This window comes from Leptonema illini DSM 21528, assembly GCF_000243335.1.
Classification (GTDB): Bacteria; Spirochaetota; Leptospiria; order Leptospirales; family Leptonemataceae; genus Leptonema; species Leptonema illini.
This window is the reverse complement of sequence record NZ_JH597773.1, coordinates 286,872-303,332: the sequence shown is the minus strand read 5'-3', so window position 1 is coordinate 303,332 and position 16,461 is coordinate 286,872. Positions and strand designations below refer to the sequence as shown.

The following is a 16,461-nucleotide window of genomic DNA, read 5'->3' as shown; positions in this document are numbered from 1 at the left end:
GCCATATTCGCTTTCTTTAGAATAATCTGATACTTCGTCTGTAGCCACCACCGTATAAATTCCAAGTAGCGCCCAGACAGAAACGACTGTCAGCATTGGTGCAAGTGCCTTTTCACTCTCATATAGATCTGCCCGACCGGCTACTCTGACACCGTGAGCTGGTTACCGCAGAATTTGCAATAGCTGGCATCAGGATCGTGTCCTTCTTTCGTGCAACTCGGGCAGCTGCGGGTGTTTAATTCGGATGCTCCTTCGCGAACAGCACGTGCAATCTCCACCGAGATAATGCCGGTCGGTACGGCTATAATGGAGTAACCGAGAATCATGACGATGGCAGAGATGAATTTTCCTGCCGCCGTCACCGGCACGATATCTCCATAGCCGACCGTAGTCATCGTTACGATCGCCCAGTAAATGCTCAAGGGAATACTGGTAAACCCGTGTTCCGGGCCTTCCACCACATAGAGCACGGTTCCGAATATCACAACATAAACGAAGATTGAAGCAATAAACACGGTAATCTTGTATCGACTCGACTTCAGACCACGAAGCAACACCTCTGCCTCGCTCGTAAACTTTGTCAGTTTCAGCACTCTGAAAATGCGCAGCATCCGCAGTGTGCGAAAAACCATCAGGTAGTGCATACCGGGGAAGAGCAGCTCAAGGTAGGTCGGCAGAATGGAAATCAGATCGATTATCCCGAGCACGCTGAAGATATACTTTCTTTTCTCTCTTACAATCAGAATGCGCACGATATACTCTGCCGTAAAGATCAGAGTCATCATGATCTCGATTCCATAGAAGATCTGATAGACCAGCGCAGCAAAGCCCTGCACCGTCTCAAGCATGATCACCAGCAGACTGGTGACGATCAGCAGCAGCAACACCTCATCGAAGCGCCTGCCCGCGGGGGTCTCTGCCTCAAAGACAATCTCAAAAAGACGCCGCTGATAGGGTTTGAGTGCGGGCGTCAGCTTCCTGTTGAATACGGGCTTTTCCATGGGGTGTGACTCTTACCGGAACGTCATTTTCGCAGGGTGCAGTTCCGCTGTCAGCTATTTGTGGCGCTTCTACCGGTCGACATACTGAGATTCGAGAATGATCCTGTTCATATCTCTTTCGCCTATCTTGCCTTTGTAGTAGTGAACCTTCCTGTTATAATCATCTACTTCTTTTGCAAGCAGATCCGCTCTTGCTTGATGCAGTTTTTCCACTGTGTAGTGTAGGTCATAGAAGATCCGCGTGAACGTCGGACTCAGCCATCGTATTCGCATCAGGTTGGAGATGCCGTAAATCTCGCGTAGTGTCTCTTCATCGATCTTCAGGCTCTTGCTGATTTCTTCGCGTGCTGTGGCGCTGTTCAGTTTTTCGAAGGCTTCTTTTGAGGAGGAGATTCCAGATTCCTTTAAGAGCTTCCTGTTTTTTATCGGAATCCAATCGAATTCGTCAATAGATCTGTCTTTAGCAATCCAACCCTCGATTTCCCTTTTGAACAGTACCAGCAAATTCTCATCTATTTGAAGCCTCAGGGCGATGTCTGTTAACTTCTTCTTCGAAGAAAGCGACTTTCTGATTTCTTCCAGGTTAGTGAGCCCGGCTTCTTTGAATTTGGTGAGGATCTCATCGGCTTTTTCTTTTATGGGCTCTAAGCTGGGAACAAGATCTGTCCTCTTGATGCGATCAAGGATCTGCTTCGTATTAAAAGAAAGACAGTCTATTTGGTAGTTCATATCGTTTCTCTGGTACTTGGCGCGCGCCGAAAGCGGCGTGTATAGGGCAGCGATACGATGGTGAGGTACGCAGCCGTTCAGTCAATGACGTTTTGATAGAGAGAGGAGGGGTGACCACGGAGGGAAGGCAGGGTTAAGAAAAACGTCTGGGTCACGGGTTCCAAGGATTCATTCCTGACGGACCTGTTGCAGTGATGAACCGCACCAGGGACAGAATTGAATTTCAATAAAAGAAGAGCCGCCATCGTGTACTATAAGTCCGTATCGTCTGGACTCCGGTTGAAAAAAGATGGTGCTGTCCGGACATGAAAAGATATCGGAGTGGTCAGCACACTTGAAATTTGCCCAATAAGCCATGGGCTCACAACAGTGATGTGCCATGGCTCGTACCGAACAAGCGACTCAAAGCCATGGGCTGTTGCAAGGACAGGAATGGCCTTGAAAAGATGGCCGGCCTCTAAAGCTGTGCCAATGAGTTGAGCAAACTTTGCCGTGATCAGAAGCATGGATGCCTCATAGACAGATTTGAGTTCCGGCTGTGATTTCCAGATGCGCTCGTTGTGATACCATGCAAAAGCCTCCTGAGCGGAGGTCATGCCTGTCAGATCTATTTCAGGCCATTGATCTGACTGCCAGTTGCAAAGCCACTCGGTGTCGTCGACGTTTTCAGAGTAGCTGGAGTATGCAAAAAGATCGAAATACCAGCGCTCATGGTTGATATCGAAGCCGTTTATTTCGAGATAAACAGCTTTTACGTCAAATTGCTTTTCGTTAGCCTCAATAAAACGGTTTATTTCTGCGAGAACCGAGGAAGGCGGATTTGTAAACGACGCGCCGACAATACTGCCAAACTGCTGAGCATTGTTTGCGGAAAGGAATCCATTAAGGTATGAGATGGCACCGGACACGTTGTTGTTCCGGAAATAGTCGTCTACGATTTTCCAGTGTGACATGATCTCAGACCTCGACCTCCATAGGATGGGTGTTGGGAAACGTGTTCTTGTAAGGGGCGCCTACAATGCACCGAAGCACTTTCCCTTAATACAGTGCTCGATATTGGGAGCAATTAAGAAGAGTAATATAACCACTATAATCAGAATTATGAAGAGTATTGAAAACGGCCGACTCGGGAAACCGGCTTCTTCACCAAACAGGAATCGAAACGGGCGCAATAGATAGACTCCAGAAAACAGTAAGATCGCAGAAGCAAGCCTGTACAGGAGAGTACACGGTCCCTGGAATACAAATAAGAGACTGACGATCAGGAGAGCAATAAACAGCGTTCCTGCCAGAATGCGATGCGTATGGCTGCTGCGGTGGCTGATGTTCAGGGCAAGCACTGTTGCAACGAAAACGACAGGGCTGATCAAGAAAAGATAGAACGGCAGATACCAGGGCAGGCCGCATGCTATTTTGTCAAGGATGTCAATATCGAACCAGAATTGATTTACAAACTCTTGTAGAGATAAATCCAATACGGCCAGCAAAGTAGCGGCCAGCGGCGAAATGAAAGCAGCGATCGCTATATATGAGATGCGCTTCATCCCCCCTCCGTGGTCAACCGGCTTTAAACTATAGCGAGTCAATTTTCGTACTCCCGCCAACCCCTATCCGGATCTCCTCCGAGCTCTCAGAGCCCTCCGCGGTTAACCCCTTTCTTCGGCTTCACCGGGCGCCCGTCTCACCGAACGCCCGCTAGAACAGAATCAATACTGCTTCAACCCGAAGTCATCGCGCACAAAGCGAGGGAGCTGGAAGGCCGAGCGATGGATCTCAGGCGTCCAGTAGCGGAACTTAAAGCCGCTGAGATCGCCCGATGTGCGCGCCTCCAGATTTTCAAACGGCGTGTACTTCTTCGAGAAGAAGGTGAAGCCGATCTGACCGCCCGGATACGTCGGGATGACGGTGAAGTAGTAGCTGCTGATAGGGAAGAGATTGGCCCCGAAGCCGAGCATGCGCTTGATGATCGGACGGTGCATGTAGAAGTTCTCGGCCTGGTTGACGAGGATGCCGTCTTCTTTCAGCGAGTCGCGGCAGTAGCCGAAGAACTCTTCGGTGAAAAGAACGGCGGCCGGACCGACAGGGTCGCTTGAGTCGACGAGGATAACGTCGTATTCGTTCTTGCGATCCTTCACCCACTGAATGCCGTCTTTGAAATGCAGAGCGGCCTTCGGATGCCCGAGCTCCGATGCGAACGACGGCAGATACTGTTCGCTGACGCGAACGACGCGCTCGTCGATCTCGCACATGTCCACGTGCTTTAAACCGGGATGCTTGAGCACCTCGCGCACCGTGCCGCCGTCGCCTCCGCCGATGACAAGAACCTTCTCGGGATTCTTATGGGCGAACATGGGCACGTGAACGATCATCTCATGATACGCCATCTCGTCGTACTCGGTGCACATGATGACGTCGTCGAGCGTGAGCATACGTCCGAGCCCGGTCGTTTCGAAGATCTCGATCTTCTGAAACGGACTCTGCTCCGTATGAAGACGATTTTTGATCTGAACCTGTGCCTTCAGATCGTCGGCAATTTCGAGATTCTCGATAAACCAGAGACTCATGACATTCTCCTCGTTAGAAGCTGGAATGGCGCATCACCCTTGAGGGAAGCGGATCACCACGAAAAATAAACGACAGCAGAGGTCAAAACGGAAACCATGGTGTCATGCAAACCAAACCCTTTCGTGTACTGGGCGTTCAGCAGATCGCCATCGGCGGACCCGATAAAGGCCGTCTCTCTAAGCTCTGGGTCGAGCTTTTCGGTCTCGAAAAGACCGGCGATTTCAAAAGCGAGAAAGAGAACGTCGACGAAGACATCCTGCGTATCGGCAAAGGCTCTCATGCCGTCGAGATCGACATCATGCAACCACTTGATCCCGAGAAAAGTCCGAAGGTGCATATTCCGCCGCTCAATCACATCGGTCTGTGGGTGGACGACATCGAGAAGGCCGTATCGTGGCTTGAGCAGCAGGGCGTGCGTTTCGCGCCGGGCGGCATCCGCGTCGGAGCAGCCGGCCACAAGGTAGCCTTCATGCATCCGAAGGGCAACGAACAGTTCCCGCTCTCAGGCGAAGGCGTCTTGATCGAGCTCGTACAGGCTCCGGCCGACGTCATCCGCGATCTGGGTTAAACGAGGTATAGCATGCGATTCCAGCCCTTTGCAGCGTATCTTCCGAATAAGGAGAAGGCTTCGGCCATCGTCTGTCCTCCGTATGACGTCATGGATACGGAAGAGGCCCGGGCGATGGCAGGGCCGGATTCGTTCCTTCATATCATCAGATCAGAGATTGAGTTCCCGCCCGAGCAGGATGCGCATGCCGACGTCATCTACGACCGTGCCGCCGAAAATCTCAAGAAGTGGATCGATGCCGGACTGCTCTTTCGTGATAACGCCGAGTCGCTCTATCTCTATCGGTTAACGGCCTTCGGTCGCAGTCAGACGGGCATCGCCGGACGTTCGCATATCGACGACTACGTCGAAGGCCGGATCAAGCGCCATGAATTCACGAGGCCCGACAAAGAAGAGGATCGCCTGCGTCACATCGACCGCACGGGCTGCAACACAGAGCCCGTCTTCTTCGCCTATCGCTCCGAGGCCGCTCCGCGCATCGAAGAGATTTTAACCGAACAGACGAAGCGTCCGGCCGACTATGACGTCACGACCGATGACGGCGTGCGGCATGAGATCTTTCGCATCGCTCCGGGCGCCGTTCAAACCGAGCTGCTTGATCTCTATCGCAAGCTCGACGCCGTTTATATAGCCGACGGTCATCATCGCACGGCATCGACCGTCCGCGTCGGATTGCAGCGCCGCGAACAGGCTGCGTCTGCCGGGCAGCCCGTCACCGAGCTGTCGCCCTTCCAGTATTTTTTAAGCGTTACCTTTCCGTCGGCGCAGCTGCATATCATGCCGTATAACCGCATCGTCAAAGACCTGAACGGCCTGGCCCCTTCGGATTTTCTCGCTGCTCTGCGCAAGCTCGGTTCGCTGACGGAGCGCACAGCTACGAAGTCTGACCTTCATCGCATCGACGTATATATCGATAAGAAGTGGTATGAGTTCCGGCCGAATCAGGTACCCGCCGATGTGCTGAAAGGCCTTGATGTTGCCGTGTTGCAGGATCAGGTATTGGCGCCCATCCTTGGCATCGATGATCCGCGCACATCGTCGCGCATTGCCTTTGTCGGCGGCATTCGCGGCGAGGCGGAGTTAACGCGCAAGGTAGACTCGGGCGAGTGGGCCGTCGCCTTCTCGATGCATGCCACGCCCATCGATGCCCTCTTTCTTGTCGCCGATGCCGGAGAGGTTATGCCTCCGAAGTCGACCTGGTTCGAGCCGAAGCTGCGCACGGGGTTCTTTGTGAATTCACTGGAGTGAGGGGGGGCGAGTTGGTCAACTTCGGATAGTGCCAGCGAAGCTGGCTATCGTGGAAACTCTATCGTTGTACACCATTCTGTTACGGGGAAAACAATGTACGCCAGAGTTGCTCTATTGGTCCTATTCTCGTTGACTTTTTGTGATTGTCCGCGGCCTGTTCAAGACGACACCGTCGGTAATCCCTTCATCGTCACAGCATCCATGCTCCGCATGCGGGAACGTCCGAGTCTGACTGGTGCGGTTGTCGGACTGGCCGGCAAAGGGGAAAAGGTTCTCATTCAGCAGATCGGTCCGGCGGATACTATCGACGGGATATCTGCGAAATGGTATCAAATTCAGAATTCCCGTCGTCAATCGGGCTGGATTTTTGGCGGCTATGCGAAATCCGTAGATGACTACTTTCAAAAAGCCCGTCCATCCTGGATTACGCTTGATAGAGTTCCCCTGTACGCGCAACCTGAGTGGAAGTCAAAGGCAGCCCTCGTGGATCTTCCAGCGGGAATCAGGATCGAGGAATTGGACAAAAAGGGCAATTGGCTTCGTATTCGTTCACCGGGCTTCCCAGAAGGGTGGATTTACTCCTTCTCTGCCGGGACACAGGAATACTACGATCAGCTGATTTCCGGCACTCTTCCGCGCTTTTCAGGAAATCACGAATGCGGCGCTCTGAATCAACTCTCAGGGGCTTGGTTATCCGAAGGGCGCTTACTGCTTCTTTGCTATTCCGATCAATGGTCTTTTCAATTGTCCCGCTCCGAAATTAAGGGCTTCGAAAACGTTTCATTTGAAAACGGTGAATACGAAATGGACGGGTTGTTATTCATGTGCTACGAAGGACCTCCGATTAGAATCAAAATTCGACCTTCGGGTCTCGATCGAATCAAACTGTCGATCGGCGATGATACAGGGGAATTCCAGAAACAGGCCCCGGTTACAGGTATTCCTGATCATCTCCGGCACATCTGGCGCGGTCCTGATGGTACTCTCAATCTATGCAAGCTTCCATTTCTCTTTCAGCCCTCCAGGCTGGATGCCAGGCCGACAACGGGCAATTCCATGTTTGTCTTCCCTGAACAAATCAACATGAATGGTGAGCGATACCATGAGATTTACCTTCGAGAGATGAACGAGCCGTACACGTATTCTTTTACAGACGAAAAACTCAGAATCGGCGGACTGTATGGAGAGGGCTTTGTTGCTGAAGCATGCCCGTAACAGAACGGCGCATAACTTACGGCTAAAGGCTCCGCTCCTCGGCTTCGCTTGCAGTGCAGGCCCGGGCAAGCCTGCAGAGCTTCTGGCATCAAGTATCCCTTGATTTTAATCGAATCATTCCCGCGATCGAACTACAGTGCCTGTGACGCGGCAAAAAATGATGGACGGAATTTCTGGAACAAGGGAGGATTGCGCGTATGACTGCTGCTCAGTGTGCTGAGTGAGGGCATACTATGGGAGTTAGGCGCAGTATGCCCATAGATTGCCAGGACAGCGGTTTCAAAGGTCAACAGCAATGAATAGCAAGGAAATTCTGAATGTCCTGGATCGCTGCTGTGACAATTTCACATTCCCCATGCTTGACAATGGATACGTATATCTTGCTGCCAGTCGGCTCTCGCTGTATCGTTCTGCAAGCGATTGGGCAATTGTCGTAGAAGTATTTGGTTTTTCACCGCGTTCTGGAATCCCTCATACTCAGATTGCCACCTTTGGCAGCAATTTGTTCAATCGGCAACGCGAATCCGAATTTGTGAGCCATTCGGCTTTTAGAGATTATATTGAAGCCAATCCGAACAATGAGACTCGATTCGTTTTTCCGATTGAAGAGGGTCACTGGATGCAACCAGATGACTGGGAGGTTGTCAATAATCATGGTGGAGATATCTTGATACGGGGCCATAGAATTCCAGTACCTTCGCGTCCAGATTACGCAGTTGCCGACGTATCTTTGACGGATCCCAATCAGATCTATACGTTTGAACTGTGCCGGTTACTCGCTGCCAACTATAGAGAGCTTGTTATGGCAACGCCTGATGAGCGTCGCTACAATATACCGCTGAATCTTGAACATGTCATGCAGCTTGAAGAATGGAATCATCCGGATGTGGCGGATGATAGTCACCGGCCAGGTGTGTCTGAAACGTTCCAGCAGCTTGCTGAAGTCCTTGTCAGTGGAGACTTAAAAGTTTATAAGCCTTCACTGCCGCCGAATACGCATTGGAAAAACTGGCCAGATGGCGGTACTCTTTGAGCGTTCAATGCAAGATTGTAAAGAATCGGCTTAGCGCGTCTAACAGCAGATTAGAGGCTGTGCTCTCTATGTTCCGGGCAGCATCGTGTTGCCGTATGCTTTTTTTGAGGAGGAAAAGCCATGGCGTTCCGAGTTGTTTTCTGGAATCTCGTTCCGGGGAAAGAACTGAATGATAGTTCCCTTGAGAGGATCCGCAGGACTGTATTGAACGGTGCCAGCTCCCCACACCTGATGCAATTCCCGACAGATACCTTCGTTAGTGAAATTCGCTCTGCATACCCAGGTGTCGTAGAACTTGATGATGGAAGCCTGGCATGGGACAATGGCGACGATGGGGCGTTCTATGTTACCATAGGATCGCAGTTCGTGGAATTCTGTTTCTTTGACGTGGACTCGGAAAATCGAGAGTGGGCATACGAAATTGCAGACAATCTAAACGTAGATTACTACGAAGGCGGAAACTGATTTGTCTGAGCTGGGTGTGAGCAGCAAACAACTCGAAGACAGCCCGCTTCGCTTGAATCCCGTGGGCGCTCCCTGCTTCGTAGGCTCAATGACGTTAGGCGCGATGTCGGAGGCGAAAGTATGATGCAGATAGAGCATTACGACCAATTGGAAAGATGGGCCCAGGAGCATTCGTATTTTCAGGACGGCCGCGTGATAAGCATGACACCGATACCTGGGCTGGAGTCAGATGCCGTACCGACGGCGGTAACTGTGGAGCTGGGCTATCCCATCAAGGGCACTTACGAGGCGAATTCCGAGATGGTGTACCGTGCATTCAGGTTGTTGGCGCAAGGAGTCACGGAATATTACTTCGACTCGGAGTGGCAAGAGTTCTCTTTTGATGGATGCATTAACGGATTAGATACGATGCTAGCGGCAGAAGGGATTGACTTCCTGATAGACATTCCTCCCAGTGTCAGGCTTAAATGTAGCGTCGTGCACGTTGTGGAGCTTCCCCAATTCGTCGAACTTGTGAAGCCAGAGCCAAACGAAGCGAAGTTTACTGTGGTTGTGAGCCGGAGGCCACTGCCAGCTCCGGCTCACTGGGTTGGTGAGTTCGCTCGAAGAGGAATTCACCTCGCATGGCATGTCCTGGGTGGGCAACCGGTTGACGTGGCAAGTGTTCCCTCCGTCAATTACGAGGGTTGGTTTCTACAAGATCCTGGCGACCTGAGCGATAAGAAGCCGGGTCTGCTGTTTGACGTATGTCGAGCGACGACGGCCGGGTTCTCTGTTTCCCTTGAGAGGAGAGGTCTTACGGACCGAATCTGGCATGCAGCCATGGAGAGCGTGGAGGCCTTTGCGCCGGCGATGATACAGATTCAATCTGGAAATTGCTCCTTCACCCTGGAAGAATGGAAGACATATCGGAACTCCTTGGGCAAAAGCGGGGATGTCGATGCAGAAACAGCTCCGCGAAGAGCACGAAAGAATTCCCCCGGCTAACGAGAAGCCATCCAGATTCTTTGGGTCTACATTCACAGGATGAGGCTCTGGAAAACCGAATGACTCTGCTTTTGAGTTTCGCGTCTTTCATGCTTTTCGTGGACAACAACTCTTCGATGGAGCCGCAAACTCCCGTAGCAGCGACGTCCACTCAACTGGCAGAATACTGACGCCGTATAACGCCCCCCAACAACTCTCTCCTTCCTCCCTCCGTGTCCTCAGCGCCCTCTGCGGTTCACCTCTTCCTGCCGCCACTCCCATAACGGTGACTGGAACTCAACTGGCAGCGAGGGAATCCAACAGGGGATGTCCGGCGACCACAGTGCCTCCGTCGCCGCAAAAAATGATGGACGAGTGTCGCAGTATTACGATTGTTATAACATGGCAGTGAAAGAAACGGTAATCCGAAATATCGGTAACTCGCAAGGAGCGACCATCCCGAAATCCATGCTCGAACGCCTGCACCTTCAGCCTGGAGATCGGGTGCACCTGATCGAGACGGATTCGGGAATCCTGCTCTCTCCGTATGATCCGGATTTCGACCAGGCGATGCAGGTGTACGAAAAAGGAGCGCGAAAATATCGTAACGCTCTTAAAGAACTTGCGAAATGAAGCGATCGATCAGATGGCTGACCGAAAGGATGATCCTTGCGATCCACAAGGATCAAATCAATCAGTCGGGCGGCATCCATGGCATACGAGATCAAGGATTGCTGGAGTCAGCTCTTTTCCGTCCGCAGAATCTCCTCAATTACGACGACAGAGTCCACTTGCTTCAGCTCGCTGCGGCTTACGGCTATGGAATAGCCCGAAACCATCCATTCGTAGATGGCAACAAGCGCATTGCTTTCATGGCGATGTATGTATTTCTCGGTTTGAATGGATACGATTTTGACGCCACAGAAGAGGATGTCGTAGCCAGGATGCTGCAACTGGCGGCCGGAAAACTCAACGAATCAGAACTGACGAACTGGCTTACTGAACATGCGAGAGAAAACCCCGGCTAACGAGAAGCTACCCTGATATTGTATTTTTGTTCACGATACAGGGCTTTATAAGGAGCGGCAAAACCCTGTATTCGAGTTTCGCGTCTTTCGTGGACAACAACTCTTTGATCGAGCCACAAACTCCCGTAGCGGTGACTGGAACTCAACTGGAAGAATAGTGAACGTATAACGCCCCCAACAACTCTCTCCTTCCCCCTCCGTGTCCTCAGCGCCCTCTGCGGTTTACTCTTCTTCGCGCCCCACGCTCTCTACGGTTAGCCTGTCTATCTCCCCACAACCGAGATCTGCCCGCTCTTCACCTCAACGCATACGGCAAAGCTCAGCGGGTCCGTGTTCTTCTCGTTCGTGTAATAATGATGCTCGCCCTTGAATTCATAGCAGATGCGTCCGTTCGATGCCGATTCACCCGTTAACCGGATCTCGGCGTCCGTATGCCAGTAGCTGATAAGGATCTGGCCTTTCAGTAAAAACGGAAGTAAAAAGGAAGGAGCAAGTAACTCGCCCTTTAAGGCCCTTCCGATAACGACCTCATCGCCCGATGTGATGCGCGTCACATCGGGCCGGGTGAGCATAGAGAAATCCGCCTCGCTAACAACGACCTCTTTCTTCTGCATCGAACGAAAGAGCAGGGGACGGCCTTTCGTCTTCAGATAAGGCGCATCGATCGGCTCATAGCCCTTGAGCACATCGCTCGAACGTGCGTAAATCGTGCGGTTGCGTTCTTCCTGTTCGGCCGTGTCAGTCATGCCGCTCCATGGGTTCTCGCCTCGCTCTACGTTATAAAGAAGCGGCACAGGAATCGCGCTTTTTCTGATTCGTTCAAGGGTGGTGCGCAGCGCCTCCGCCGACGGACTGCCATGCCTCAGTATAATCCGTTCCTTGCTTATGGCGATCTGATAGGAGCCTTTTTCGCGGTTCGAGATGTGATCCGACTTATGGGCGAGGGCCTTATGAATCGTCCCTCTCAGTGCGCTGTGCATCTCCCCTGTCAGTGCAAGCGCGGCAGGCTCGCCTCCGGAATACAGGCCCGACGAGCTCTGCTTCGCTGTAACAGGTTTATAGAACAGAAGCGTCGGACCGATCTCATAGAGATTGCCGTTTCCGTCCGAGATGCGCAGTGGTTCGTCGTTCATAGCTTGAGGATGAGCCTGTAGCGAAGCTCCGGATGCGCAATTCAGAATTAATAGCGTGAAGAAAATGGCAAGGGCTCTGCTCATAGAGAACAGCCTCATTCATCGCCTCAGAAAGGCAAGCTTTATGGCTTTTTATAGAGCTCCCATCCGCTGAGGAGTCATGGAACGAGCTTTAGAAACTGCTCAAAGCTTGCACTGATTTTGCGAATATGAAACTCAAAGGTATCTTCTTCCTCTTCCAGATCTTCATCTTCGTCTTCGTCAAACTCAACAGGATAACCTCTAAAAGAGATGAGGTAAACCGGAAGTGGATCGTTTTTATCGAGTCGATTCTCGCTGTGCCGTGGAACAACGGCAATCTCATGGAAGTAGTCGTCGTCGCCTGCTATCGCCTCAAAGAAGCCGATCGGTTCGCCGCCTGTGCTGTCGCTGATGGCGACTCGGATTGCCTGGTCGACGAGGCCTCCCATTCGATCCAGCATATCACTGAGAAATCTCAATCTGTATTTCTTTCCCTCAATGGTGATATACTTTCCGTCCATGCCTTTGAATTGTTCGTCGGCAATAAAGTCATGTAGAGGTTTGGGCAACGCCGTATCATAGGCCGTTCGAAAAATCTTTACGAGTTCTGCCGTGTTCATGTTGATCATAAAACAGAACATCGAAATTAATTTTTCAGTTTCTTGATAGGTTGCTCTGCTCGTAGACGTGAAGGAACTCGGCAAGTATCATCGCCGTCGCTCCCCAGATATTCTCGCCTGCGACACGAAAGGCAGGAGCATGGATCGTCCGTTCTTTATACTGAAACGTATGCGTGCTGTGATTGCGGCGATCGAGCAGCTCATCGACGGGAACCTCGATAATGCGTTCAACCTCGGTCGGGTCCGGTCGGAACTCCGGAGCGGCATCGACCGTTCCGATCACAGGCTGCACGAGAAAGTCGCTCACAGGTATATATAGAGAGCTGAGCGTTCCGATGATGGCGACGTCACGAATCCCCATCTCTTCTTCGGCCTCGCGCAGGGCGGTGTCGATGAGGCTGGTATCGCGATCCCCTTCGAAGGCGCCGCCGGGCAGGCTGATCTGACCGGAATGCGGGCCGCTGCGTGACGGACGCATCATCACCGGTAGAAAGATGTCGCCTTTTCGTTGATAGAGACAGATGAGCACTCCGGCCTGTTTCGCGTTTGTGGGAGGTGTGAAATGCGGATCTGTGCGCGACGTCCAGTGCTTCCAGATCTCGGGCCCCGGAAGAGGCTCTTTCAGGCGTTCGGTGAGGCTGTTACGTATGGCGTTCATGTTTCAAATCAGAAGCGCTCTATAAGAGCTCTGATAAGAAACAAGATAGCATGACTCCGGGCGAAAAGCAATCAGCCTTCGTCTTCTTCGTCGTCCGAGTCCTTCTTTGGCTTCTTCTTTGTGCTCTCATCTTCCATTAAAAGAAGCAGATCGATGAACTGAATGAGGGAGATGCGGATCTGCTCATCGGTGAGCAGGGCCCTTAGCTGTCTTACCCTGTAAAGCAGCCGTGGATCGTCGAGTACTCCCAGCGGATGGTGGTCAGGAGCGGGCAGCCGCAGCAGCTCAGAGACGTCGACGTTCAGAGCGGCGGCGATCGCATGCAGGTTCCCGAGTCGCAGCTCCGTCTGACCGTTTTCGATGCGTGAGATCATGCTTTCGCCGATCTGCACTCCCTGGCGCTCCAGCAGGTCGGCGGCCAGATCCTTCATGCGAAGTCCCCGACTTTTTCGAAACGTGCGGATTCGCTCCCCAATGCGCCCGAGCGTTGTATCGTAGCCTGTTTCCATATCGGTCTCCCGTCGACGAATGGCTTCAAAGGCAGCGAACTTGCATATTATGCAACCGAGCATTCCTATCAACATAGGCCCGGAAGACAAAAAACATCGGAATTTGAATCCTATGCATCCTTTATAAAAAAAACTGCACTTTTTGCAATCAGTTCGCCTTCAACTGAATGAACCGCACCTCTCCCTTCCAGAAGCCTGGCCACCGTTCGGGATTTCGGTCATTCAGCATAAATATACCGGTGGGTTCTGTCTCGTCATCAAGAAAAATAATCAACCGAAATCGATTTCTATAAGCCAGACCTTCGCGAGTCGCTGCGTCGGCCTTGCGGTACCGCACCTTACCTTCGGCGGTGATGTCGATGCTCTCGTTAACGTAAGCTGGCTGAAGCGCATACGTTCCTGCCAGCTCCTTGCCCGGTGCGAACTCTTCAGAGCGGTCGTCGACGTCAGAAGGGCGACTGCAGGCGTTAACAAGGATGAGCGTTAAAGTTAAGAAAATGATCTTTTTCATGACGAGGGTATCCATACCTGGTCGGGGCGAATGCGAATACTGAAGCGATTCTGTCGACCGTTTGATTTCATGAAGTAGTTGAATTGCAACAGGCCGCCTTCGTAGATGTTGAACTCGCCGTTGCCGATCAGCGACGCCTCATCGCCGTCGATGCGAACGATAAGCGGTTTGAAAAGCGATCCCGAGCTGTGACGCTGGATGTCGAAGTCCACGTATCGCAGCCGTCCGGGATCAAGCTCCATCAAACGCAGAAGCAGATCAAGGCGATAGTCCTTTTGAACGGGAACATGCTTTGCCTTGATAAAAAGCCCCGTCAGGCTCTTATAATAAAGGTCGGCCAGGTATAACCCTTCGGCCTGGAAGGTGTATTTGAATTCGAGGGATTCAAGAGGATCGACTTCAAGTCCCGGATCGGTGAATAGGCGACTGCGATAGCCGGCTCCGCTGTAGTTCACCTCAAAGCGAGCGTCATGCGACGGCAGCGCCGCATCGTAGAAGATGCGATAATGGGCGCTCATGTTGAAGCCGTCCGGACGAACCATCGTGAGCTCGGTCGAAGGGATGCGATGCCTGAATTGGAACTGTAGAGAGGAAGGCATATCGGGCGATGCGTCGCTGATTTTCAGAACGCGTATCTGTCCGTTGATGATCGCCTGTTCGAAGTATTTGCGAAAGCGCGGATTCTGGATAAACTTATTCTCCCAAACGGGCCCGAAGTCTTCGGATTTCACGGCGTCGGGGCCGCTTACGTAACGGCGCAGGTCGTCAACGAATACGCCTGTACGATGGATTGCATCTTCAATCGACATCTCGTCGATATCGAGCTGGAATTCGGATTGATGCTTGAAGATGATGCCATCCGAAGATGTTTTAAACAGATCGGGCTGAATCGATGCCGTGAACTGAAAGGGCACCGTGCCGATACGACCAGGAACATTTACGGCGATGCGGCTCGAACCGACAAGCGTCGCCTCATCCACATGAATGGGAGCAAGCGACTTCCACTGATCGCCGAAATCCATTTTCAGATTGCGAATGGTGATCTTCACGTCTGGGGCTAACGCTTCTCGGTCGCGAAGTCGCCTGATCTGTAGGCCGACGGCGTATTCGATCGTGGCCGATTTCACAAACGGAGGAAGCTTGAGGTTTTCGCTTTCGCGCAGATTGAGCTTGCCTTTAAAGCGAGCTTCGTCGACGCCCGTTTTCGCATCTCTGTCCAGTTCGGCCGAATGTTCGATCAGAGGATTGCGAACGTTGAGTCGCGAATTGAGCATGCCTGTGGCGTAAGAACCGACGATCATCTGATCAAAGCTTCCGTCGAGATCTCTCGCCTCGAATCCCGTATCGGGAATCGAGAACTGCAGATGCTTGAAGGCTCCGCGCAGATGAAAGGCATAGCCTTCTTCGGTCAGGTCGATGGAGCCTTCGGCGTTGATGACGCCTTCTTTCCAGCGCAGATCGGCGTCGGCGGGAAGATAGGGAAAGCTCGCCATCCATAGATGGGGCAGACGCACCGGCATGCTTTCCACTCTTACAAAAAGTCGTTCCATGGGAGCGGACTTCCAGCTTCCTTGAATCTTGAAAACATCGTCGTCGCGGAATTCGACGGCAAGGCGCAGCGCGGGCGTTTCCATGTCTCGGACGATGAGTGTGCCGGCAAGCCGCACGTCTTTTGCCGCGAAATCGGCGCTGTCTTTCAAGCCGTCGATCTGCACATCTCGCCATTCCAGATCGAGCGAGGTGTGTTTGAGGAAGGCGATGAGCTTTTCTATTCTATTGCGCGGGTCGGATTTGCCCGATAGATTCATACGCCCTTCGATAAGAATCAGGCGTGAGGGCGTGACGTTGCCGCGAAGCAGCTCAAGCAGAGGGAACTGAAAGATGGCCTGGCCTGAACTGAAGACGACGTTCTCTCCCTTTTCAGCGCGTTCGGCGATATGAACGCCTGTAAGAACGAGACCGCGAAAGATATCGTAATGGGCATTTCCGTATTTCAAAGAGAGGCCGGCTTTCTCTTCTATCAGCCGGGTCTCGGTGTTGATTACTCCGGCATCGACGATGCGGTTTTCAATCAGCTTCGCCGTCGCGAAAAATGCTGCGATACTTGCTGCTGCGATTGACAGGAGAACGACCGGAATCCATTTCTTTTTCATTGTTCGGGAAAACAGTCCTCTCATGCCCTGCAAGGTCA

Annotated in this window: 20 protein-coding genes; 8 read left to right on the top strand and 12 right to left on the bottom strand. The window is 52.1% G+C overall.

The genetic code is table 11. From position 1 onward, the window contains the following. Window positions 1-140: 140 nt before the first annotated feature. From LEPIL_RS01365 to speE, 6 genes are all read right to left on the bottom strand, one after another. Window positions 141-1,001, bottom strand: a complete 861-nt coding sequence (locus tag LEPIL_RS01365) for an ion transporter (RefSeq protein ID WP_002769202.1) — start codon at window positions 999-1,001, stop codon at window positions 141-143. A gap of 69 nt (window positions 1,002-1,070) precedes the next feature. Continuing rightward, window positions 1,071-1,730, bottom strand: a complete 660-nt coding sequence (locus LEPIL_RS01360) for a DUF4332 domain-containing protein (protein WP_002769200.1) — start codon at window positions 1,728-1,730, stop codon at window positions 1,071-1,073. A 168-nt stretch (window positions 1,731-1,898) separates the two neighbouring features. Then, window positions 1,899-2,045, bottom strand: coding sequence for a DUF6980 family protein (locus tag LEPIL_RS24155; protein WP_425435246.1), 147 nt, complete (start codon window positions 2,043-2,045; stop codon window positions 1,899-1,901). Then, on the bottom strand, window positions 1,982-2,683 hold the full coding sequence (locus LEPIL_RS23265) for a hypothetical protein (RefSeq protein WP_002769198.1): 702 nt from the start codon (window positions 2,681-2,683) through the stop codon (window positions 1,982-1,984). Before LEPIL_RS23265 ends, LEPIL_RS24155 begins: the two co-directional genes overlap by 64 nt. A gap of 60 nt (window positions 2,684-2,743) precedes the next feature. Beyond that, window positions 2,744-3,274, bottom strand: coding sequence for a hypothetical protein (locus LEPIL_RS01350; RefSeq protein ID WP_002769196.1), 531 nt, complete (start codon window positions 3,272-3,274; stop codon window positions 2,744-2,746). Window positions 3,275-3,436: 162 nt separating this feature from the next. After that, entirely contained in the window at window positions 3,437-4,294 is an 858-nt protein-coding gene (speE, locus tag LEPIL_RS01345) for a polyamine aminopropyltransferase (RefSeq protein WP_002769194.1), read from the bottom strand. Window positions 4,295-4,398: 104 nt separating this feature from the next. On the opposite strand from speE, the gene LEPIL_RS01340 reads away from it, so the two are divergent. The 8 genes from LEPIL_RS01340 to LEPIL_RS01305 all read left to right on the top strand — a co-directional run bounded on the left by LEPIL_RS01340 (window position 4,399) and on the right by LEPIL_RS01305 (window position 10,818). After that, window positions 4,399-4,863 (top strand): VOC family protein, encoded by a 465-nt coding sequence (locus LEPIL_RS01340; protein WP_002769192.1) that lies wholly within the window; start codon window positions 4,399-4,401, stop codon window positions 4,861-4,863. A 12-nt stretch (window positions 4,864-4,875) separates the two neighbouring features. Beyond that, the gene (locus LEPIL_RS01335; RefSeq protein ID WP_002769190.1) at window positions 4,876-6,111 is read left to right on the top strand and encodes a DUF1015 domain-containing protein; all 1,236 of its coding nucleotides are present in this window, start codon (window positions 4,876-4,878) and stop codon (window positions 6,109-6,111) included. A gap of 93 nt (window positions 6,112-6,204) precedes the next feature. After that, complete coding sequence (locus tag LEPIL_RS01330) at window positions 6,205-7,326, top strand: SH3 domain-containing protein (RefSeq protein ID WP_002769188.1); 1,122 nt, start codon at window positions 6,205-6,207, stop codon at window positions 7,324-7,326. 295 nt (window positions 7,327-7,621) lie between these two features. Beyond that, the gene (locus tag LEPIL_RS01325) at window positions 7,622-8,359 is read left to right on the top strand and encodes a DUF7003 family protein (RefSeq protein WP_002769186.1); all 738 of its coding nucleotides are present in this window, start codon (window positions 7,622-7,624) and stop codon (window positions 8,357-8,359) included. Window positions 8,360-8,479: 120 nt separating this feature from the next. Beyond that, a complete protein-coding gene (locus LEPIL_RS01320) occupies window positions 8,480-8,824 on the top strand; it encodes a hypothetical protein (protein ID WP_002769184.1) in 345 nt (114 codons plus the stop codon). A gap of 120 nt (window positions 8,825-8,944) precedes the next feature. Beyond that, a complete protein-coding gene (locus LEPIL_RS01315; RefSeq protein ID WP_002769182.1) occupies window positions 8,945-9,811 on the top strand; it encodes a hypothetical protein in 867 nt (288 codons plus the stop codon). Window positions 9,812-10,198: 387 nt separating this feature from the next. Beyond that, window positions 10,199-10,423 carry an AbrB/MazE/SpoVT family DNA-binding domain-containing protein gene (locus LEPIL_RS01310; RefSeq protein ID WP_143464631.1) on the top strand — a complete coding sequence of 75 codons (225 nt, stop codon included), beginning with the start codon at window positions 10,199-10,201 and terminating at the stop codon, window positions 10,421-10,423. Next, entirely contained in the window at window positions 10,420-10,818 is a 399-nt protein-coding gene (locus LEPIL_RS01305) for a type II toxin-antitoxin system death-on-curing family toxin (RefSeq protein ID WP_002769178.1), read from the top strand. The genes LEPIL_RS01310 and LEPIL_RS01305 overlap by 4 nt, the downstream gene beginning before the upstream one ends. Before the next feature lie 263 nt (window positions 10,819-11,081). Here LEPIL_RS01305 and LEPIL_RS01300 read toward each other — a convergent pair whose 3' ends face one another. The 6 genes from LEPIL_RS01300 to LEPIL_RS01275 form a co-directional block, all read right to left on the bottom strand. After that, a complete protein-coding gene (locus LEPIL_RS01300) occupies window positions 11,082-12,035 on the bottom strand; it encodes a hypothetical protein (RefSeq protein ID WP_002769176.1) in 954 nt (317 codons plus the stop codon). A gap of 74 nt (window positions 12,036-12,109) precedes the next feature. Beyond that, on the bottom strand, window positions 12,110-12,592 hold the full coding sequence (locus LEPIL_RS01295) for a hypothetical protein (RefSeq protein ID WP_143464625.1): 483 nt from the start codon (window positions 12,590-12,592) through the stop codon (window positions 12,110-12,112). A gap of 34 nt (window positions 12,593-12,626) precedes the next feature. After that, a complete protein-coding gene (locus LEPIL_RS01290) occupies window positions 12,627-13,250 on the bottom strand; it encodes an NUDIX hydrolase (RefSeq protein WP_002769172.1) in 624 nt (207 codons plus the stop codon). A gap of 71 nt (window positions 13,251-13,321) precedes the next feature. Then, window positions 13,322-13,759, bottom strand: a complete 438-nt coding sequence (locus LEPIL_RS01285; protein WP_002769170.1) for a helix-turn-helix domain-containing protein — start codon at window positions 13,757-13,759, stop codon at window positions 13,322-13,324. Between the two features lie 148 nt (window positions 13,760-13,907). Further along, window positions 13,908-14,270 carry a hypothetical protein gene (locus tag LEPIL_RS01280; RefSeq protein ID WP_002769169.1) on the bottom strand — a complete coding sequence of 121 codons (363 nt, stop codon included), beginning with the start codon at window positions 14,268-14,270 and terminating at the stop codon, window positions 13,908-13,910. Then, complete coding sequence (locus LEPIL_RS01275; protein ID WP_002769167.1) at window positions 14,267-16,423, bottom strand: AsmA family protein; 2,157 nt, start codon at window positions 16,421-16,423, stop codon at window positions 14,267-14,269. The genes LEPIL_RS01280 and LEPIL_RS01275 overlap by 4 nt, the downstream gene beginning before the upstream one ends. Between the last annotated feature and the right edge of the window lie 38 nt (window positions 16,424-16,461).